Origin of the sequence: Megasphaera lornae (genome assembly GCF_000214495.1) — a bacterium.
GTDB lineage: Bacteria > Bacillota > Negativicutes > Veillonellales > Megasphaeraceae > Megasphaera > Megasphaera lornae.
The window spans coordinates 1-19,318 of the sequence record NZ_AFIJ01000011.1; the positions used below are offsets into that span (position 1 = coordinate 1).

Genomic DNA, 19,318 nt, shown 5'->3' on the forward strand with positions numbered 1-19,318 from the left:
GCGGTTTGTCAAGCGCTTTCTTTTGAAATATATATTACATACATTTCAAAAACCGTTGCCATTGCAATCGGTTTTTATATAATAGCATTGTATACACCAAAAGTCAAGTCCGTACGGGTATCAATTTATAAAGGAGCACTAAATATACACGTGCTCCTTTATTTCTTTACGTTGCTATTGCGCGGACATTAATCGGTGCATCGTATTGGCGGCAAAATCCGCAGCCAGCCGATGTTCTCTTTCTTGTTGATCGCCCGCCGCATCATCCACCGGTGTAATATACGTGCCCACAATTTGACAACCTTGCGGTAAAAATTCTACAATTCGTCGCAATCTTTTCGCTATATCATCGGAATAGGGGCCAATCCACATGGTGACAAAAATGGCCACTTTTTTATTGTGAATCGTCTTTAATATTTCTTGTGATTTGGCATCAATAAAGCCGCTTTCAATATAACACCCGAAAAAAACACATTCATACGTATCAATATCCGCCGGAATGGCATCCAATGACACACAGGGAGTATCCGCCCCTATCCCCTGCGCTACCGCTTCGGCAATTCCCTTGGTTTTACCGGTATACGAAGAATATAAAACGATTGTTTTCATGCCTATCATCCCTTCCATTTGTCATAATCGATTCCCTCGAACAAAAGTATACTATTCGTGTATTCATTTGTCAATTACACACGTCCCTGTCTACTAAAACGTATAACTCGTTTTTGGCGGGAACGAAACTACCCGCTTTTATGTTTCCTCATGGTATACTAACTATAACGTACTTCACATAAGAAAGGATGATCCGTATGAAAATCATGATTACCGGTATAGGCGGCGTCGGCGGTTACATTGCTTCTATTCTTTGCATGCATTACCCCCAAGTAACGCTCATTGCCCGCGGCGAAAGAAAAAACGCCCTGCTGCGTGACGGGCTGCGTTTATACAGTGATCTGTTGGGAACGCATTGCTTTCATCCCGCCGTTACCGACACGCCCGCCGCGGCGGGAGTACAAGATGTGCTATTTGTTTGTGTAAAAAATCCCTCCCTTGCGGAAGCCTTGCAGGCGCTACAGCCCTGCATAGGGGCGCATACCGTTATTTGTTGTATTATGAACGGCGTCTCCTATGCGCAAATAGCGGCGCAAATCTTCCCGCACGTTCCCTTGGTGGAAACTTGTATTTATATTACTTCTGCCTATGAAGCGGACTACGCCATTCGCCAACGCGGCAAATACGCGCATTTATATTTAGGAGCCGCTACCGATGTTCCCCACCGACAGGTCTTACAGCTATTGCAGCACAACGGCTTAAAATGCACTGCCACCCCCGCCATTCAACAAGAAATATGGTGCAAATATATTCTGAATTGCGCCTATAACGTCAGTACGGCTTACTTTAAAAGCGATGTGGCTTATATTTTTTCCTCTCCCCGACGACAAAATGAATTTCGTCTGTTATTACAAGAAGCCGCCGCCGTCGGCCGAGGCCTGGGCATCGACCTGCCGTGCTCCATAGAAGAGACTATATATAACCGGGTGGCCGCGCAAAAAGATAAAACCGTCACCAGCTCCCTGGCGCGGGATATTCGCCAAGGTCGCGCCGGCGAGTTGGAAACCTTCAGCGGCTATATTGTAAAAACTGCCGCCGCCCTGGGCATCCCCGTTCCTTATTCCCGAAAATACTACACGACCTTACAGGAGTATTGCCGAACCGGCGCGTAACTTCCGCCGCTATCGCTTACGTACAAGCGCCTTGCCGCTCGTCACTACCGCCCCGTTTTGATTGGTAACGACAGTCTTGAAAACAAGTTTATGCCTGCGATCCTCTTTTTCTATACATTCAACAGTTGCTACCAGCGTGTCTCCAAAGCGAACAGGTGCTAAAAATTTCAATTCCTGTTCCAAATATAACGTATTCTTTCCCGGCAATTCCGTCCCCAAAACAGCCGAAATCAATCCGCCCGTAATCATACCGTGGGCAATTCTGCCTCTGAATATGGTTTTCCCGGCAAATTCTTCATCCATATGTAACGGATTATAATCCCCTGTAACAGCGGCAAATTTTTCTACATCCGCTTGTGTAATTGTTTTTTTCAACGATGCGGTCATACCGACGGTAATATCCCGATACGCAATATCGTTCATTCCATCTCCTCCTTCCTGATTCTATTATACTGTACCCCGCATTTAAAGAGAACCGAAGCGTTCCTGCACATAAAAAGACTTCCGCCCGAAGCGCGCGGAAGTCTTTTGTATCGTACCGCCAAAATACAAAGCCTATACGATTATTTCAAGAAACCGGAAATAATCATCTGTTGTACTTGGTTGGTCCCTTCATAAATCTGTGTAATCTTAGCGTCACGCATATACCGTTCTACCGGATAATCACGAGTGAAGCCGTAGCCGCCGAATACCTGAACAGCATCCGTCGTAACCTGCATAGCAATGTCGGAAGCATATTTTTTGGCAATGGATGCATCCATAGAATAGGATTTAACATCTTTTTGTCCCATTTTCCAGGCAGCTTTATATACAGCCCAGCGAGCCGTTTCGATTTTCAGCTTCATATCTGCCAACATGAACGCTACCGCCTGCTGTTTCATAATCGGTTTACCGAACTGAATACGTTCATTTGCATACTGTACGGCCTTATTGAAAGCGCCTTCAGCAATGCCGAGAGCCTGTGCGCCGACACCTACACGGCCGCCATCCAAGGTCATCATCGCAATCTTAAAGCCTTCGCCTTCTTTACCCAACAAGTTGGCTGCCGGAACAACGACATCCTGGAATACCAGTTCACGTTGTACGCAAGCACGAATCCCCATCTTCACTTCTTTCTTACCATAACTGAATCCGGGAGTTCCTTTTTCTACAATAAACGCACTCATGCCTTTGGCACCTTTGGATTTATCCGTAGCTGCAAATACGATCGTAATTTCAGCATCGCCGCCATTCGTATTGAACACTTTAGAGCCGTTCAACGTATACGTGCCGTCCGCATTTTTCGTAGCCGTCGTGCTGCCGTTCAAAGCATCCGTGCCGGCATTCGGTTCAGTTAAACCGAATGCACCGAGTTTTTTACCTTCTGCCAACGGTTTCAAATATTTAGCTTTCTGTTCTTCTGTACCGAACTTCCAAATCGGCCAAGAGCAGAGCATCGTATGAACTTCAAAGCTCAATGCGATAGACGGATCCACTTTTGCCACTTCTTCGCAAGCTACAGCTACGCTGACAAAATCGGCACCGACCCCGCCGTCTTTTTCTTCCCAAGGAATACCGAGAAGGCCGAGTTCGCCCATTTCATCTACCAAGGTGCGATCAAAAACTTCTTTTTCATCGCGATCTTTTACGGTAGGAGCCAATTTTTTTTCTGCAAAGTCTCTTGCGAGCTTGGCAATGTCTTGTTGCGTTTCGCTAAGTTTAAAATCCATAATGCAATTCCTCCTAATACTCTGTATATATTTAATATATGTAATCGCTCCGCCGTTCGGGGACAACCGTGTCTGCCGCGGTCGCCCTGCACGAGCGAAACGTATTACGCAATATAATCCTTGGCCGGATACCGCTTATTACAGAATTTCCGAAAAGGCCTGAATACGTGTCCGTACCTGTTCCAGTGACGGCGATTCCAAATCAACATCCACCGTCGTATACCGAACCCCGGCATCTTCAAATTCCGTCTTATAAATCGGATAGTCGAATTCTTCCGGATCGCAGAACCGGAACATGCAAATGACAACCGCATCCGCATCATATTTCTTCGTCATATCAATAAGCATTTGTCCGCGCGGTTTATCCGCATTCAACGCCAAGGGGCAGCCGTCGAAATCCTGCCATTGCTGTGCCAATTGTTCCAACGGATCAATCCCTTCCGGTACATCCGTACGGAACTGACGGGATTCTTGCGCCAAATCATCCGCCACAACGGCAAGATTGAATTCCTGGAAAATATTCAAGAATTCATCCGGTTCCGCCATAATCCCGGAAATGACAACTTTTTTGCCATGCCACGGTTCCACTTTTTCCGCTTTTACCGTATCAATGAGTTCACGAACCCATTGTGTATGTACGGCCTTATCCATGAACCACCGTGCCTTAATGACATCATGGCGTTTTACAGGCGTAAAGATTTGCGGATACAACGCCGCTACATCACAAAATTCGCGCATAATCCGACGATTTTCATTATACACCTTAATCGCCTCTTGAATTGCCATATCCGTAATATTCACATGTAAATACCGTTCCAACTCTGTACGTACATGTTCATATTCTGCTCTTAAAAAGTCAACAGCGGCACGAATTTTACGGTTCTGCGGATGGGTAAATACCACTACCGGCGCTTTTCCGTGCCATTTTTGACTCATGCAGCGAAGCGTATCGCAAGGAACGGAAAAAATAACGGCATCCAAGCAATCATACGTTCCGTTCAGCTGCAATTCCATGTCCGCCTGCATTAAAGAACAGGCAAAGGGAGGTAAATACGTACGAGCCGCCGCAATTTTCGGATTCTGCGCTCCGAAAAGACCGACCGGCAAATACCCTGCGGCATATACAATTTCTTCCGGTGCATAATACGGCATCATCCCGACCAATCCCTTACCGGTTTCTTTTTTGTATTTTAAAACAGTTTGTTGCGGGTGATTTGATACTTCCTGAAATTTGCTGATAAGTTCGTCAATCTTGCTCATTATTGATTGCCTCCTTCGCGTTCCTTCTGTTCATCCATCGTTTCACAAAGTGCTTCTACGCGGGTATCAAACTGCGCTTCCGAGAAATTCCGCGGATCCGTCTGGTCGCCGTCAAAAATGACATAGGGAATACCCAGATTTTTCTGCACACGTTGTCCCCCTTCATTGTTCAACAAACTCATGTTTTTGCAGGAACGGTTCTGGTGCAAAATCAAGCCGTCGCACTTACCGTCACGGCAAACCTTTTCCAATACACTGCCGCGTTGTTCCAGGCAACAGTTGATATAGGTACGGGAGTACGCTTCCGCCATCGATTCCAAATTTCCCGGTTCATAAGACACATCCCACATTCCGGGGTAAGCGGAACCGGCCATTAACGAACCGTGTCCTTTTAATTCTTTAAACGTATGACCCAAGGCAATCCAAACGGCAATACCTTCCCAAGTAACCCGGGATTTTTCATTGTCACCGAAGGCCCACTTTTGATTTTTCACTTTTTCTTCCAATTCATTGGCGAATTTAGTGAACGTGATTTCCGCATAGTCCAAAGAGCGAGCCGCAACGGCAAGTCCCATAAAGTTGAAAAGGTCAAACCCGTTCAACGGCGACGGTTTATATTTAAAGTACGTCGCAATCTTATTCCAAGCGGCAATGGACCGTTGCGTCTGCCGTTGTACTTCAAAGAATTTATCATAATCGAACGGACGACCGCACAATTCTTCCAACTGACGAATCGCTTCTTTAAATTCTCCCACAATATACCGTTTCGCATGTTTTGTAATAGGATATTCATGGTTAAACGGTACATCAATATTAATCAGCGGTACATTCAATTCTTTCGCCAAATTTTCATACCATTTGAGCAAGGTGTTGCAAATGTTGTTACACGTGAGAACCACATCCGGCAAAGGAACACGAGAAGCCGGAGACGATTCCAAGGTTGCCGGTGTAACCCCGGTTTCCGTCTGTTGTTTCATCAATTCCATATAGCCCATATTTACGCGGCAATAGGAACAGATGTCCTGATCATAGCCTTTATTTTCCGCTACTTCCAACAATGCGGGAGAACCGTGACGCGCACCGATACCGGCTGCATGGGTTTCAGGATATACCAACGCAATATCCATGGCCGTGCAAAATTCCGGAGGAGCTACCGATGCGGACCAACATACAAGACGCCCTTCTTTTTTTGCCTGTCTTGCATCTTCGTCAACTTTTGGCAGAAAATAGCCCAAGGCATCCTTGGCGCTCATGCTTTCAATGTCAATCGTTTTTTCTTCACTCATGATGTTTCTCTCCTTTGTGTACTATTTTTTATTTTTTCATATGCCAGTAAAGCGGCACCGAGCGCCCCGATAACTTGCGGATGATCGGCGACCTTTACTTCTACACCCAACTCTTTGGAAATCGCATCCACGACCCCGGGATCACGCGCCCCGCCGCCCGTCATCGTCAGCGACCCTTCCACACCTACACGACGTACCAGCGCACTGGCCTTGCTGGCAATCGACTTATGGACACCGGCAACAATATCTTCTTTCGGAATGTTCTTGGACAGTAGAGAAATAACTTCCGATTCGGCAAATACCGTGCACGTACTGCTGACCGGAGCCGGATTCTTCGATTTAAAATACCATTTTCCCATATCGGAAATCGGAATTTCCAAAACTTTCGACATAACATCCAAAAATCGGCCCGTACCGGCGGCACACTTGTCATTCATAGCAAACTGCATGACCATACCTTGTTTATTCAGCTTGATCGCTTTTACGTCCTGACCGCCGATATCCAAAATGGTCAATGTCCCGGGACACTCAAACAACGCGCCCTTTGCATGACAGGTAATTTCACTGATTTCACCTTTCGCATAAGCCACATTAAATCTGCCGTACCCGGTAGAAATAATATTGGTCATATCATCTAACGTCAGGTTCGTTCCTTCAAACACGTCTTTCAAGACCCGTTCGGGACCGCTGGAGCCCGTGCCGATTTCTACTACGGCATGGGCTACAACAGTCTTGCCATCTTGTAAGATGACAGCTTTAGAGGAAGACGAACCAACATCAATTCCCAATGTATACATCGATTCCTCATCCTTTCATTACAAAATTAAACTTACTTCTTATAAATCCGGAAACGGATTCGGGTTTTTACGATTAATCGGCGCCGTGGTCTGTACATATTCCACTAAAATGCCGGCATCCGTACTGGGGCGACGGAAATTAACGATAATGTCATCCGTTCCCTGTACCGCTTTCTTTTCCAACATGCAGCCGTCCGATTCTTTTTCCATCGTCTGTCTTACGGCTTCCACATCATCCACTTCAAACGCAATATGAGCAATACCGCCGCGGCCGCCGTTAAAGTTTTTCAAAACCCCTTCACGCGGCACAATAAATTCGATAGGGCTGCTGTATTCGCCTTTTTTTGTAAAAATCAAATCGGCATGATACGCATCTACAAACCCGGCATAATCCACTTCCAAGCCGTTCGTTTTCATAAAGTCATGGGCCGCTTCCATCGTCGGTAATACAATACCTACGTGATGCAACCGCATGGGATGCCACGAAGATTTCAATTTACCCTTTTCCGCTCCCATCGTTTCCACAAAGGGATCTTTGTCATGACCCACAATAGGTGCCATCGTTTCTACATATTCCACCAGAATCCCGTGATTGGTCTTCGGCCGACGGAAATTTACGATAATATCATCCGTCCCCTGTACCGCTTTCTTTTCCAACATGCAACCCGGGCATTCTTCTTCCATTTCTTTGCGAACCGCTTCCACATCATCCACTTCAAACGCGATATGCGCAATACCGCCGCGACCGCCGTTAAATTCCGTCAACACGCCGGACGTGGGAATAATCATTTCAATCGGACTGCTGTATTCGCCTTTTTTCGTAAAAATCAAGTTGGCATGATAAGCATTGACATAGCCGGCATAATCAATTTCCAAGCCGTTGTTTTGCATAAATTCATGTGCTTTTTCCAAGGTCGGAAGAACAATCCCGACATGATGAAGTCTCATAGGTTTCATGACGTTCACTCCTTTTGCGTTCCTCTACAACAGGAACAAATTATTTTTTTAATCCCATAACCCCTTCATTGAAAATCCGCGCATCCATGGTCGTGTAGTCTTCAATAATCGGTTTGAAGTCCATCTGAGCCAGAATGTCTTTTTCCACATCAATACCGGGGGCTACTTCCATCAATTTTAAACCTTCAGCCGTCAATTTAAACACGCAACGTTCCGTAATATACCAAACATTTTTGCCCATTTGCGCGGCATAAGCGCCGTTAAAAGTAACCTGATCAACCGCTTTAATGAATTTTTTCGACTTACCTTCCTGCAAAATCTTCACTTTGCCGTTTTCTACAGCTACCCGCAAACCGCCGTTGGTGAAAGTACCGCAAAAATATACATTCGGCGTTTTCTGTGAAATATGTACGAAACCGCCGCATCCGGCAATTCTCGGACCGAAGCGACTCACGTTGATATCGCCGCTTTCACTGCATTGTGCCAATCCCAAAAAGGCCATATCCAAACCGCCGCCGTCATAAAAATCGAACTGATAATCCTGCGCGACAAACGCTTCCGGATTCCGGGTAGCGCCGAATTGCGAACCGCCCTGCGGCACACCGCCTAGCGCACCGTTTTCGACAGTCAGCGTAAACCGATCGGAAATTCCTTCTTCGCCGGCGACAGTAGCTACATATTCCGGTGCCCCTACGCCCAAATTGACGACCACATCATCTTTCAGTGCCAACGCCCCGCGACGACCGATAATCTTCTTCGCATCCAACGGAATCATTTCCCCGCCGACACCGGCCGGTACGCGTGCCGCCCCGCTCAAAGACGGATCATATTCACAACCGAAAGCTTGTTCATGATCTGCAGCATCCGCTTCCACCACATAATCGACGTAAATGCCGGGAATCGTAACCATCCGCGGATCCAGCGAACCGTGTTTGACAACCTTACGGACTTGTACAACCACAATGCCGCCACAATTATGAACCGCTTGTGCCACTGTCAAATTTTCCAACGGCGCAATTTCTTCATGCGTCGTAATATTGCCGGCTTCATCGGCATACGTACCGCGCAAAAAGGCGATTGAAATGGGGAAAGTCGGATAAAACAGCAATTCCTGTCCTTCCACGTGTACTACCTTCACCAAATCTTCCGTAGTCCTTTTGTTCACCCGGCCGCCGCCGTTACGGGGATCCAGGAAAGTATGCAAGCCGACATCAGTGAACACGCCGATTTTTTTACCGGCAATAGCTCGAAACAAATGGCACATCGTCCCTTGCGAATAATTGTACGCTTCAATTTTATTGTCAATTGCCAATGCGGCTAAGGCCGGAACGGTTTGATAATGTCCGATAATCAAACGTTTCAGTAATCCTTCATGAGCTAAATGTTCTCCGGCCACACCTTTACGAGTGCCTTGCGATGCCGAATACAAATACGTTAAATTTTTCGGCGAGCCTGTTTCCAAAAAGCGTTTTTCCAATGCCTTGGTCAAGGCTTCCGGATGTGAACAGCCCACAAACCCCATGGTCGTCAATGTATCGTTATCTTTTACTAAATTGGCCGCTTCAGCCGCTGTGATAATTTTCACTTTCCTCATTGTCCTATCCATCCCTTCAGCGCACCTGCCCCGCCAAAGCCTGTCCTCCACAACCTTCGACTTTGCAGAAATTTTACGTGTTGCATTCATAGTCGTATCGGCCGTATGGGGCGTCCGCTTCCCGGTCGCCACATGTTACCGCTCGATTACTAACATGAATGTTATCACCAAAAATTCATACCGTCAAGGAATAACGGACGGGCAGAGATAGACCTTTTACTCAATTGTCCATGCCTAGTGGTAATACAAAATGAATATCTTAAATTCGCCGTAGGAATACATGAACATTTTTTATATAAATTTCCCCATAAACGGCTTGCCGGCTTATGTTTATTTGTGTACCTTTTTAGTGCTATTTATTTTTAATTGGACAAAATTTCACAAATATCCGCTTTTATACCCGTTTTCTGACGCATTTGTTCATTTCACCGTTTTCATAACTTTATTTTGCGTTTCGTTCATTTTCTTAATTTTATTATGAATAATATGTTATTTTCTTAATTATAAGCTATATCTATATCAATGTAGCATGTCTTTCGTTCGACTATGCGTTTTAGCCATGATGTTTGATAAATTTTCTCTTCTGCAGCTTTATTCTCTATATTATTTTTTTCATTTTATATATAATTAGTACTTAGCAATACTTGTTTTACTTACTTTTTCTAAAACACCGCATATAAAGGAGGTTTTTTCCATGCTTACCATCGGCTCTCTTGCGTTTCGTCCCCCCTTTCCTAAACTATGTGTGCCCATAACCGCCACATCCCGGGAAGACTTACAAAGCCAATGTCAGGCCCTGCAACATAGGAAGTATGACTTAATCGAATTCAGATATGACTATTTCGGTGCCGCTATGTCGGCAACACACGTGCATACGGTATTAGCAACACTCCGCCGCGAATTGCCGCATGTGCCCCTGCTGTTTACCTTGCGAACGGAAAAAGAAGGCGGCAAATATGCGCTCCCGGAAATCGAATATGCCAAAATAACACAAGCGGCCTTAGCCGATGCCGCTGTCGACGCCATTGACCTGGAATACACAATGTCGCCGGCGCTCCGCACGCCCCTCTGCCGACAGGCACAAGCCCGTAATCTCCCTGTAATACTCAGCTTTCACAACTTCCGGGAAACCCCGTCGCACGCCTCGGTACAACAACAGTTGGAAGCAATGTATGCCTGCCGTCCGGCAATAACCAAAGTCGCCTATATGCCGCAAACTCCCCAAGACGTCCTCACTGTCTTTCAATGTTCCCTCCAATTTACCCGCCGCCATCCGCAGGCCCCGCTTATTGCCTTATCCATGGGCAACTTGGGAAGAATCACACGCATAGGCGGCGCCGTTTTCGGGAGTATAATAACCTTTGCCGACGGTGTCCGCCCTTCCGCTCCGGGACAATTGCCGGCCGACCTCCTCTATACCCTGCGGGACTATGTATAACAAACGCGAGACCCTTGCGCCGAAAACTGCGCCTGTAAGTCTCGCTATTTTCTTATTTTATATACATCTTATAGGAATTATAGGAACGGCTGTACAGTTTGTAAAAAACGCGCCACCTGCGTTTCACCGAATACCTGCACCCCCATCGCCTGCAATCGTTCCGCCGTCACGCCCTGCCCCGCACACAAACGATGCTGAAAAGAGCCGTCATAAATCCGATCACAGCCACAAGAGGGACTTTTTTCTTTAAGTATCGCATACCGGCATTGAAATAATTTTGCCAAATACACGGCCTGCTCAGCCCCTTTTTCATAGGCCGCCGTCACCTCCCGTCCCTGTGCCGTCAAAATCCGCGAGCCGCATCGTTCCGCCGGTACACGCGGCGTCGGCAAGCCGCCCGCCTGCTCCGGACAGCAGGGAATCCACTGCCAATCATATTGCTCGACCAGACGCCGAATAGACGCATAATGACAAATCTTGCCGTCATAGCGGCAATATAATCCCAATAAACACGCACTAATCAAAATACGCATAAAAAAACTCCTTCCCTTATTCCATCTTGTAGCACTTAAAAATTGAAAAAAAATGCCGGTCATACTATAATACAAAGAAAGCAATCTACATCACACGGGAACCCCCCGTATCAAAGGAGATAAACGAATGGCAGAAAGCAAACAAACTCGAACCACTGCAGATTTATTAGTCGAATGTTTAGAAGAAGAAGGTGTCCATTACATATTCGGTATACCGGGAGAAGAAAATTTAGCCGTAATGGAAGCCATTTCCCGCTCTAAAATTGAATTTATTACAGTACGCCACGAACAGGGAGCCGCATTTATGGCCGACGTTTACGGTCGTTTAACGGGAAAAGCCGGCGTTTGTATGGCCACCTTGGGCCCCGGAGCCACCAACTTAATTACCGGCGTTGCCGATGCCGATTGTGACGGTGCCCCGTTAGTCGCCATTTCCGGCCAGGTCGGTACGGACAAAATGCATATTACGGCACATCAATATTTAGATCTGCGTGCCATGTTCGAACCCATCACCCGCCGCGCGTATACCGTCGTCCGTCCGGACACGGTGGCGGAAATTACACGTTTGGCCTTTAAGTACGCCGAACGGGAAAAACCCGGCGCCACCTTTATCGATTTACCCGTCAATATCAGTAAAATGCCGGTAGGCGAACAGGAACGGCCGTTACGTCATAAAACCATTTTAGCGGAAAAAGCGTTGGATGAACAAATTATGGCGGCGGCACATGCCGTTTCCTATGCCAAAAATCCGGTTATCCTGGCAGGCAGCGGCGTCATTCGCAGCGGAGCTTCGGAAGTATTGACACAATTTGCGGAAAAACTAAAAATTCCGGTCATCAACACAATGATGGCCAAAGGTGCAATTCCCTTCGACAATCCCTATTCCTTGTGGACAACGGGAATCCCCATGGCCGATTATCAGACCAAAGTATTGGAAAAAGCCAGTGTCGTCATTGCCATCGGCTATGACATTATCGAATATGCCCCGGCAAAATGGCATGCCAACAATGCGGATATTATCCATATCGACACAATGCCGGCCGACATTAACAAAACCTATCAGCCGATTGTGGAAGTCGTCGGCAATATTCCCGATTCGCTCACCCGTATCATGGAACACGCCGCCCGCTTACAGGAGCCGACCTATGCCCTTTCCATTCGTCGTCGTATGATCGATGAACACAACAGCTATGCCGATGATAAAGCCTTTCCGGTAAAACCGCAAAAAGCGCTGATCGATTGTCGCAAAGTAATGGGCGAAGATGATATCGTCATTTCCGACGTAGGCGCCAACAAAGTATGGATTGCACGCCATTATAACTGCTATAAGCCCAATTCCTGCATCATTTCCAACGGCTTTGCCACCATGGGTATTGCCGTTCCCGGTGCCATTGCCGCCAAATTGGTGCATCCCGACAAAAAAGTCTTGGCCATTACGGGCGATGCCGGTTTCATGATGAATTGTCAGGAATTCGAAACGGCCCACAGACTGGGAACCAACTTTGTCACCTTAATTTTCAATGATTGCAGCTACGGCCTGATTAAATGGAAACAAGATATGCAATACGGCCATCATCATTATGTAGACTTTACCAACCCCGATTTTGTCACCTTTGCCAAAAGCGTCGGTGCTGTCGGGTATCGTATCAATTCTACGGAAGAATTGCTGCCTACGTTGATCAAAGCCTTTAAACAACCCAAACCCGTCATTATTGACTGCCCCATTGATTATCGTGAAAATTTGAAATTAACGGATCATTTGCGGGAATTAATGAAAACCATAGACTGACGTTACCCTATTCCAAAAAGACTGCCTGTCGGCAGTCTTTTTTTCATACAGTCACTCTTTTCCCTGTTTCAACATGGACAATATGGTTTTTGCGGCTTGCGGAGCATAGCCCTCGGGAACATACAAAAAAATCGCCCGAATACACTTCCCGTCGGCACGCGCCAAAATATATCCCGCATCTTGAATATCCGTCCCTTCCGCAACCGCCGGATATAATACCTTACCTTCCAGCCATAGTCCCTGTTGCCGACAAATATGCAGGGGCACGGTCATATACCCCGCCCCGTCCATACGATGTTGCCATTGTTTTCCCCACTGTTGCAACAGGTTGACCGGCGACCCGTGCGGAGCCGCAAATTCATACGTATACAAACGAGCATAATAAAACGAACAATTATCTTTTACCACTATCGAATATACCGCTTGCGGCTCGCTTCCCATAAGCTTCCGACTCCATGCCGCCAAAGAAGGGGAAAGCCGGACGGCAGTACTTCCGGTTTCCTGCAGGCACACATTTTCCCGTACCGGCACCCGCCCCCACCCTTTCCAAACAGTGTACGGGGTTTCCGCCCGGACACAGACCATGCTGCCGATCCCCAGCAGCAGCGCCAAAGCCGCACGACATACGGTCGTTTTTATTTGTTTCACGCCTATTCCTCCTCCCGTGCATTGCCTTCATTGTAACGAATTATACAAAAGGTGTCAAAAAATAGTGGCGTCTTTTAGTCATGTATGCTATAGTTATATCGTATTGAAATAGGTAAATAGGAGGTTTTATCATGGATTTTGAAGTTCAAAAAAATTCCCGGGCGGAGGTTTCCGAAAAAGTAACCGACGCTAATACAGCGGTCGCTATGAGTTGCGGAAAATCTCCCGTATATGCGACCCCCGCAATGGTAGCGCTCATGGAAATGGCCGCCATCCATGCCGTAGATCCGCAATTACCGGAAGGCACCAATACAGTCGGTATTGCCATTGATGTGAAACATCTGTCCGCCTCTCCTGTCGGCATGACCGTCCGGGCCGAAGCAACGTTAACGGCACAAGATCGTCGTCATTTGACATTTACCATTGAAGCCTTCGATGATGCCGGCCTTATCGGCACCGCTACGCACGAACGGTTCATTATTGATTCGGCTCCCTTTTTAGCAAAAGCGGAAGCAAAGAAAAAAAATAACACACAGTTATAGGAGGGTTCATTATGGAGTTTACAATTCGCCCGAATTCACAAGCGGAAGCATCCGAAAAAGTTACCGATAAAAACACGGCCATTGCCATGGGCAGCGGAAAATCACCCGTATATGCAACACCGGCTATGGTATCGCTCATGGAAACAGCCGCTATTAAGGCTATTGACCCGCAACTGCCGCCGGGATACAATACAGTAGGAATCGGCATAAAAGTAAAACACCTGTCCGCCACCCCGTTGGATATGACAGTAACGGCCAAAGCAACCGTTATCGCCCAAGATCGCAAACACTTCGATGTAAAAATTGAAGCCTTCGACGAAGCGGGGCTCATCGGCACTGCCGAACACGAACGGTTTATTATTGAAAGTCAGCCGTTCCTGGAAAAAGCAAAAGCAAAATTAAAATAACCGATCTGTGCGGTTTTCCGCCGGACAGGGACGTATATACGTCCTTGTCCGGCTTTTTTATACCTCCCGCGTCTCTCGATCCCCGGTACCGCCGCTGAAAATTCCCCGCTCCCCACACTGATACCAAAAGAGAGGAACAAAAGAAAACCTTCTCTTGTTCCTCTCCGATACAGGCCGGGAATCATTTTAAAACGACTAAAATATCTCCCGTTTTTACACTGTCTCCCACTTGCACCCGCAATTCGACAATCGTACCGTCTTGCGGTGCCGTAATATCATTCTGCATTTTCATTGCTTCCAAAACCACGACTACATCACCGCGTGCAACCGTTTGCCCGGGTTCCGCTTTCAACGCCGAAATCTTTCCCGGCATAGGCGCTTTAATCGTAGGCGCCCCTTCGGGCAACGGTTCCTTCGGAGCCGTTGCCGCCGGTGCTTTCACCGCGGCCGGTGTTACCGCCGGAGCGGCACTGACCGGCGTTGCCGCCGGAACGGCACTTGCAGACGTTGCCGCCGCAGGGACGGGAGCCGCCGCAGTTACCGAACCGATTTCTTCCACTTCCACCTCATATGATTGTCCGTTTACCGTTACTTTAAACTTTTTCATTCCAATCCTCCTGAACCCCACTCTGCCGATGTTATCGCATACGGGCTATACGCCCGGCTATAATCCATTTTTTGGAACGCCGCCGTGTGTGTCGGACGGCACGAATTGCCGTCGGTACATATCCGCAGGCCGTTACTGCCGCCATAATCACGGCGACCGTTTCCGGCGGTACCCCCGCTTCCACCTGCGGTACCATAGGGGGCACAGCGGTTGTCGCCGCTTTCGACGGCACCGGCGCAGACTCCGGTTCCGGCACCTGCACCGCTTCCGGTACCGTTGCCGTTTTTCTTTCCGTGCAGGCCGCCGTCCGCAATTCTTCATTCTCTCTTTCTACCGCCCGTAACCGTTTTCCGAGAACCGCCACTTGTTTTCCCAAACAGATCAGCGCGATGATGACCGGAATCCATACCATGCGTTCTATCATACGATCTCGCCTCCCCTGTTACAACGGTATATTCCCGTGTTTTTTCTGCGGTCGGTCTTCCCGCTTGCTGCACAACATAGCCAACGCATCAATCAGACGCGGGCGCGTTTCTTTCGGTTCAATAATACAATCGACATACCCATGTTCCGCAGCTTTATACGGCGTTTGAAATTCCTTTTCATATTCTTTTTTCTTTTCTTCTTTCTGCGGGTCATGACGGAAAATAATATTGGCCGCACCTTCCGCTCCCAATACGGCAATTTCCGCCATAGGCCAGGCAAATACCATATCGGCCCCCAAATTACGGCTGCACATACCGATATAGGCGCCTCCATACGCCTTTCGTACCACAACCGTCACCTTCGGAACCGTCGCCTCACAATACGCATACAGCATTTTCGCCCCGTGACGAATAATCCCGCCATGTTCCTGGTCGGAACCGGGCAAAAATCCCGGCACATCCACAAATGTCACCAACGGAATATTAAACGCATCACAATACCGAATAAACCGTGCAGCTTTAACAGAGGCGTCAATATCCAAGCACCCGGCTAAAAACTGCGGTTGATTGGCAATAATCCCCACCGTCTGTCCGTCCAAACGGGCAAACCCCGTAATCATATTGCGGGCATACGTTTCCATAATTTGAAACACCCGACCGTCATCCACACAAGCTTGAATGACTTCCAACATATCATACGAAGCATTGGCCTGATCCGGAATAATCGCATTCAGCCGTTCTTCTTGCCGATCGGCATCATCCGTCGGTTCTACATACGGCGCATCTTCCATATTATTTCCGGGAATAAAATCCAGGAGCGTTTTAATTTTTTCCATACAATCCGTTTCATTTTCACAGGCAAAATGCGTCACACCCGATACAGTACTGTGCGTCACCGCACCGCCCAGTTCTTCCGCCGTCACCTCTTCACCGATAACCGCCTTAATGACCGAAGGACCGGTAATAAACATATTCGACGTTTGTTTTACCATAAAAACAAAATCCGTCAACGCCGGACTGTACACCGCACCTCCCGCGCACGGTCCCATAATGACGGAAATCTGAGGAATCACACCGGAAGCCTTCGTATTATTCATAAAAATAGCGCCGAATCCGGAAAGCGCATCAATACCTTCTTGGATACGCGCACCGCCGGAATCATTCATCCCGATCAGGGGAGCCCCCATTTTCAACGCCATTTCCTGCACTTGGCAAATCTTTTTCGCATGCATTTCCCCCAAAGATCCGCCTTCCACTGTAAAATCTTCCGCATACGCATACACTAACCGCCCATGTATATAACCATATCCCGTCACCACACCGTCACCGGGAATCTCTTTCTCCTGCATCCCGAAATTCGTGCAGCGATGATGAATAAACTGACTGATTTCCGTAAAAGTACCGGCATCAAACAACAGATCCAGCCGTTCCCGTGCCGTATATTTTCCCCCGGCATGTTGCTTATCAATCCGTTTTTGACCGCCTCCCATAGCCAACGTCGCCAACTTCTGTTGCAACGCTTCCAGCTTCTCTTGATTGGTTGCCATATCTACACCTCCATGACGGCATATTTATACTATTAATTATACCATAAACAAAATATAAATCCCAACGACCATATTGTAAACCATTTTATCTCATAACACATTAACTATGTGTAAAAAAGTAAAATCCTCGCGCCATCCGACGATACGCGAGGTCACCAACACCGAACAAAAAAACGAACGCTCCGAAACAGCACCTGTACGGAACGTTGAAATATGGCGGAAAGGGTGGGATTCGAACCCACGGTGCGTTGCCGCATCACTAGTTTTCAAGACTAGCTCCTTAAACCACTCGGACACCTTTCCACAATGTGTACATTATAGCAAATGTCCTATACACCGTCAAGTCAACCATAAAGCGGTCCTGCCGCTACATCGCGTTATGACGGTATAGGAAATCTTCTTTGCCTATATGCGGGTATCACCTCCTTTTACTTCCTAAATATAAACAAATATTCGTGTGCAATGAGCAAAAAATTATATTTCACACTATTGGTTTTCCAATACCCCGTTGCTTTACAATTATGCTGCTCTTTGATTACCAGTTCCTTAAGCTTAAATCCGGCGCTCTGAAATAGTTTCATGACCTCAAAGGACATGGGGATCATATGCCCCTTTTGCCGAGTATCACCCATAAGGACGGCACAAAATTTATCTTTTTTTAAAACGCGGTAACTTTCGGCAGCCACGTCACGCATGGCGATAAGAAAATCTTTCACTTTTAAATGCGACAAATCCGCTTCAATATCTTCACTGTACTTAATAATATCGGCATAAGGAGGATGCGTACAAATAAGGTCGATACTGTTATCCTTAATAAAATCCAACGTACGGGCATCCCCCTTATAAAGATACACCTTGCCGTTCGCACCGCTGTGCTCAAAATTTATTTTTTCTCGGCACCTTGCCAAGGCCGTCTCATTAACATCTACGCCGATTATATTTCTATTAAGCAATTTGGCTTCTACAAGGGTAGTGCCGCCGCCGGCAAATTGATCCAATACCAAATCATTTTCCTCGGAATATCGCAGCAAAATATTACGAGGAATATACGGCGACCAATTTCCTCTCCATTTTGCATCGTGAGTTGCCCAATCTCCGCGTTTAGGAAAAGACCAATGTGTTGTCATTTCCAATTCAAAATCGTCAGGCTCCCATTTTACTATTTTCTTTCCCATTATTTAAAAACCTCGTTCATTATACCGTTTTCCAAATCTTTAATATTATAAATATGTTGCATTACATCAAAGGTTTCTTCAAGATTATGACGGGCGCTTGTCCATCCCTTGCCGTCCGTAAACCAAACAAAAGTAAAGCCCTTAATTCTTTCACTCTCCCAAGCAAGTGTTTTATAGCTGCGTGCCGTTTCATTTAATTTACTGCCGCCACTGCCATAAAAATTCGTTTCAATTCCATAAATCATATGCGGTGTTTTAACCACAAAATCAAACCGTTTTTCCATTTTTCCTTGATTAGAAATTGCCGATAAATCGATCTGCCACTTATCTGTAATTTGATGAATATAAATTTCTTTAAAATAATTTACCTCTTTTATAAAACCCGCTTTTTGAATAAACCTTTCCACGACATTTTCCATAAGATGTCCGCCGCGATTTTTGCGACCATTAGAATCAAGCCCGGTTTCCACACCGGTAACATAATCCACAAGATTATTAATAATATGATGTTCCAATAGATCAAACAATCCGGTATGCTCCATAAAATAAACATACTGTTCACCGCAAATATCCATATCGGTAGAATATTTCCGTATATCAAATTGATACAAATGCCCGCCATTTTCATCTTGACAATATATTTCATTCACTCTTACCGCTAAAAGCAACGGAATACACTGTAAAACTTCGGGATATTTCCTAATCAGTATTTTAAAATCTTCTGCAATATTTTTTGAACCGATAAGTGAGTTGAGAATATTCAACGCAACCTTAATGCCGGTAACATTCCGATGTACTTTATTAAAATCAATATAATACCCATAATCAGCAATACTGTCACGAAATCCTAATAACCATGTATTAAAATCCCTCTTTTTCATGT

General features: G+C 46.5%; 20 protein-coding genes and 1 tRNA gene. 5 read left to right on the plus strand and 16 right to left on the minus strand.

From position 1 onward, the window contains the following. Positions 1-174: 174 nt before the first annotated feature. Positions 175-609 (minus strand): flavodoxin family protein, encoded by a 435-nt coding sequence (locus HMPREF1039_RS02200; protein ID WP_039891683.1) that lies wholly within the window; start codon positions 607-609, stop codon positions 175-177. Between the two features lie 197 nt (positions 610-806). Here HMPREF1039_RS02200 and HMPREF1039_RS02205 point away from each other — a divergent pair, with 197 nt between their 5' ends. Next, a complete protein-coding gene (locus HMPREF1039_RS02205; RefSeq protein ID WP_007390767.1) occupies positions 807-1,721 on the plus strand; it encodes a ketopantoate reductase family protein in 915 nt (304 codons plus the stop codon). 9 nt (positions 1,722-1,730) lie between these two features. On the opposite strand, the gene HMPREF1039_RS02210 is transcribed toward HMPREF1039_RS02205, so the two are convergent. The 7 genes from HMPREF1039_RS02210 to HMPREF1039_RS02240 form a co-directional block, all read right to left on the minus strand. Continuing rightward, a complete protein-coding gene (locus tag HMPREF1039_RS02210) occupies positions 1,731-2,144 on the minus strand; it encodes a MaoC family dehydratase (RefSeq protein WP_007390763.1) in 414 nt (137 codons plus the stop codon). Between the two features lie 140 nt (positions 2,145-2,284). Continuing rightward, the gene (locus HMPREF1039_RS02215) at positions 2,285-3,430 is read right to left on the minus strand and encodes an acyl-CoA dehydrogenase (RefSeq protein ID WP_007390791.1); all 1,146 of its coding nucleotides are present in this window, start codon (positions 3,428-3,430) and stop codon (positions 2,285-2,287) included. 138 nt (positions 3,431-3,568) lie between these two features. Continuing rightward, the gene (locus tag HMPREF1039_RS02220) at positions 3,569-4,690 is read right to left on the minus strand and encodes a 2-hydroxyacyl-CoA dehydratase subunit D (protein ID WP_007390788.1); all 1,122 of its coding nucleotides are present in this window, start codon (positions 4,688-4,690) and stop codon (positions 3,569-3,571) included. After that, positions 4,690-5,976, minus strand: coding sequence for a 2-hydroxyacyl-CoA dehydratase subunit D (locus tag HMPREF1039_RS02225; RefSeq protein WP_007390780.1), 1,287 nt, complete (start codon positions 5,974-5,976; stop codon positions 4,690-4,692). Before HMPREF1039_RS02225 ends, HMPREF1039_RS02220 begins: the two co-directional genes overlap by 1 nt. Next, positions 5,973-6,773, minus strand: coding sequence for an acyl-CoA dehydratase activase (locus tag HMPREF1039_RS02230; protein ID WP_007390770.1), 801 nt, complete (start codon positions 6,771-6,773; stop codon positions 5,973-5,975). Before HMPREF1039_RS02230 ends, HMPREF1039_RS02225 begins: the two co-directional genes overlap by 4 nt. Positions 6,774-6,812: 39 nt before the next feature. Further along, positions 6,813-7,730, minus strand: coding sequence for a VOC family protein (locus tag HMPREF1039_RS02235; RefSeq protein ID WP_007390794.1), 918 nt, complete (start codon positions 7,728-7,730; stop codon positions 6,813-6,815). A 40-nt stretch (positions 7,731-7,770) separates the two neighbouring features. Next, positions 7,771-9,324: an acyl CoA:acetate/3-ketoacid CoA transferase gene (locus HMPREF1039_RS02240; protein WP_039891686.1), complete on the minus strand. Its 1,554-nt coding sequence runs from the start codon at positions 9,322-9,324 to the stop codon at positions 7,771-7,773. 694 nt (positions 9,325-10,018) lie between these two features. Between HMPREF1039_RS02240 and aroD the strand changes: the two genes are divergently transcribed. Beyond that, a complete protein-coding gene (aroD, locus tag HMPREF1039_RS02245; protein WP_007390776.1) occupies positions 10,019-10,762 on the plus strand; it encodes a type I 3-dehydroquinate dehydratase in 744 nt (247 codons plus the stop codon). Between the two features lie 77 nt (positions 10,763-10,839). Here aroD and HMPREF1039_RS02250 read toward each other — a convergent pair whose 3' ends face one another. Then, positions 10,840-11,295, minus strand: a complete 456-nt coding sequence (locus HMPREF1039_RS02250; RefSeq protein ID WP_007390773.1) for a DUF523 domain-containing protein — start codon at positions 11,293-11,295, stop codon at positions 10,840-10,842. Between the two features lie 127 nt (positions 11,296-11,422). Between HMPREF1039_RS02250 and HMPREF1039_RS02255 the strand changes: the two genes are divergently transcribed. Then, entirely contained in the window at positions 11,423-13,084 is a 1,662-nt protein-coding gene (locus HMPREF1039_RS02255) for an acetolactate synthase large subunit (RefSeq protein ID WP_007390787.1), read from the plus strand. A 51-nt stretch (positions 13,085-13,135) separates the two neighbouring features. On the opposite strand, the gene HMPREF1039_RS02260 is transcribed toward HMPREF1039_RS02255, so the two are convergent. After that, positions 13,136-13,732 (minus strand): hypothetical protein, encoded by a 597-nt coding sequence (locus tag HMPREF1039_RS02260; RefSeq protein WP_007390761.1) that lies wholly within the window; start codon positions 13,730-13,732, stop codon positions 13,136-13,138. Between the two features lie 131 nt (positions 13,733-13,863). Here HMPREF1039_RS02260 and HMPREF1039_RS02265 point away from each other — a divergent pair, with 131 nt between their 5' ends. Together HMPREF1039_RS02265 and HMPREF1039_RS02270 are read left to right on the plus strand one after the other, a co-directional pair. After that, positions 13,864-14,274, plus strand: coding sequence for a thioesterase family protein (locus tag HMPREF1039_RS02265; RefSeq protein WP_007390772.1), 411 nt, complete (start codon positions 13,864-13,866; stop codon positions 14,272-14,274). 11 nt (positions 14,275-14,285) lie between these two features. Next, complete coding sequence (locus HMPREF1039_RS02270) at positions 14,286-14,681, plus strand: thioesterase family protein (protein ID WP_007390793.1); 396 nt, start codon at positions 14,286-14,288, stop codon at positions 14,679-14,681. 181 nt (positions 14,682-14,862) lie between these two features. On the opposite strand, the gene HMPREF1039_RS02275 is transcribed toward HMPREF1039_RS02270, so the two are convergent. The 6 genes from HMPREF1039_RS02275 to HMPREF1039_RS02300 all read right to left on the minus strand — a co-directional run bounded on the left by HMPREF1039_RS02275 (position 14,863) and on the right by HMPREF1039_RS02300 (position 19,316). Next, positions 14,863-15,288, minus strand: coding sequence for a biotin/lipoyl-containing protein (locus HMPREF1039_RS02275; RefSeq protein ID WP_007390799.1), 426 nt, complete (start codon positions 15,286-15,288; stop codon positions 14,863-14,865). Positions 15,289-15,319: 31 nt separating this feature from the next. Next, positions 15,320-15,712: a hypothetical protein gene (locus HMPREF1039_RS02280; protein ID WP_007390769.1), complete on the minus strand. Its 393-nt coding sequence runs from the start codon at positions 15,710-15,712 to the stop codon at positions 15,320-15,322. Between the two features lie 18 nt (positions 15,713-15,730). Further along, the gene (locus HMPREF1039_RS02285; RefSeq protein ID WP_007390771.1) at positions 15,731-17,260 is read right to left on the minus strand and encodes an acyl-CoA carboxylase subunit beta; all 1,530 of its coding nucleotides are present in this window, start codon (positions 17,258-17,260) and stop codon (positions 15,731-15,733) included. A 214-nt stretch (positions 17,261-17,474) separates the two neighbouring features. Next, positions 17,475-17,563, minus strand: a tRNA-Ser gene (locus HMPREF1039_RS02290). Between the two features lie 125 nt (positions 17,564-17,688). Further along, entirely contained in the window at positions 17,689-18,435 is a 747-nt protein-coding gene (locus tag HMPREF1039_RS02295; RefSeq protein ID WP_007390795.1) for a TRM11 family SAM-dependent methyltransferase, read from the minus strand. After that, the gene (locus HMPREF1039_RS02300; RefSeq protein WP_007390765.1) at positions 18,435-19,316 is read right to left on the minus strand and encodes a type II restriction endonuclease; all 882 of its coding nucleotides are present in this window, start codon (positions 19,314-19,316) and stop codon (positions 18,435-18,437) included. Before HMPREF1039_RS02300 ends, HMPREF1039_RS02295 begins: the two co-directional genes overlap by 1 nt. Between the last annotated feature and the right edge of the window lie 2 nt (positions 19,317-19,318).

Coding starts and splice junctions, on each gene's coding strand:
- HMPREF1039_RS02200 (WP_039891683.1), bottom strand. CDS start 609: ATGAAAACAATCGTTTTATATTCTTCGTATACCGGTAAAACCAAGGGA.
- HMPREF1039_RS02205 (WP_007390767.1), top strand. CDS start 807: ATGAAAATCATGATTACCGGTATAGGCGGCGTCGGCGGTTACATTGCT.
- HMPREF1039_RS02210 (WP_007390763.1), bottom strand. CDS start 2,144: ATGAACGATATTGCGTATCGGGATATTACCGTCGGTATGACCGCATCG.
- HMPREF1039_RS02215 (WP_007390791.1), bottom strand. CDS start 3,430: ATGGATTTTAAACTTAGCGAAACGCAACAAGACATTGCCAAGCTCGCA.
- HMPREF1039_RS02220 (WP_007390788.1), bottom strand. CDS start 4,690: ATGAGCAAGATTGACGAACTTATCAGCAAATTTCAGGAAGTATCAAAT.
- HMPREF1039_RS02225 (WP_007390780.1), bottom strand. CDS start 5,976: ATGAGTGAAGAAAAAACGATTGACATTGAAAGCATGAGCGCCAAGGAT.
- HMPREF1039_RS02230 (WP_007390770.1), bottom strand. CDS start 6,773: ATGTATACATTGGGAATTGATGTTGGTTCGTCTTCCTCTAAAGCTGTC.
- HMPREF1039_RS02235 (WP_007390794.1), bottom strand. CDS start 7,730: ATGAAACCTATGAGACTTCATCATGTCGGGATTGTTCTTCCGACCTTG.
- HMPREF1039_RS02240 (WP_039891686.1), bottom strand. CDS start 9,324: ATGAGGAAAGTGAAAATTATCACAGCGGCTGAAGCGGCCAATTTAGTA.
- aroD (WP_007390776.1), top strand. CDS start 10,019: ATGCTTACCATCGGCTCTCTTGCGTTTCGTCCCCCCTTTCCTAAACTA.
- HMPREF1039_RS02250 (WP_007390773.1), bottom strand. CDS start 11,295: ATGCGTATTTTGATTAGTGCGTGTTTATTGGGATTATATTGCCGCTAT.
- HMPREF1039_RS02255 (WP_007390787.1), top strand. CDS start 11,423: ATGGCAGAAAGCAAACAAACTCGAACCACTGCAGATTTATTAGTCGAA.
- HMPREF1039_RS02265 (WP_007390772.1), top strand. CDS start 13,864: ATGGATTTTGAAGTTCAAAAAAATTCCCGGGCGGAGGTTTCCGAAAAA.
- HMPREF1039_RS02270 (WP_007390793.1), top strand. CDS start 14,286: ATGGAGTTTACAATTCGCCCGAATTCACAAGCGGAAGCATCCGAAAAA.
- HMPREF1039_RS02275 (WP_007390799.1), bottom strand. CDS start 15,288: ATGAAAAAGTTTAAAGTAACGGTAAACGGACAATCATATGAGGTGGAA.
- HMPREF1039_RS02280 (WP_007390769.1), bottom strand. CDS start 15,712: ATGATAGAACGCATGGTATGGATTCCGGTCATCATCGCGCTGATCTGT.
- HMPREF1039_RS02285 (WP_007390771.1), bottom strand. CDS start 17,260: ATGGCAACCAATCAAGAGAAGCTGGAAGCGTTGCAACAGAAGTTGGCG.
- HMPREF1039_RS02295 (WP_007390795.1), bottom strand. CDS start 18,435: ATGGGAAAGAAAATAGTAAAATGGGAGCCTGACGATTTTGAATTGGAA.
- HMPREF1039_RS02300 (WP_007390765.1), bottom strand. CDS start 19,316: ATGAAAAAGAGGGATTTTAATACATGGTTATTAGGATTTCGTGACAGT.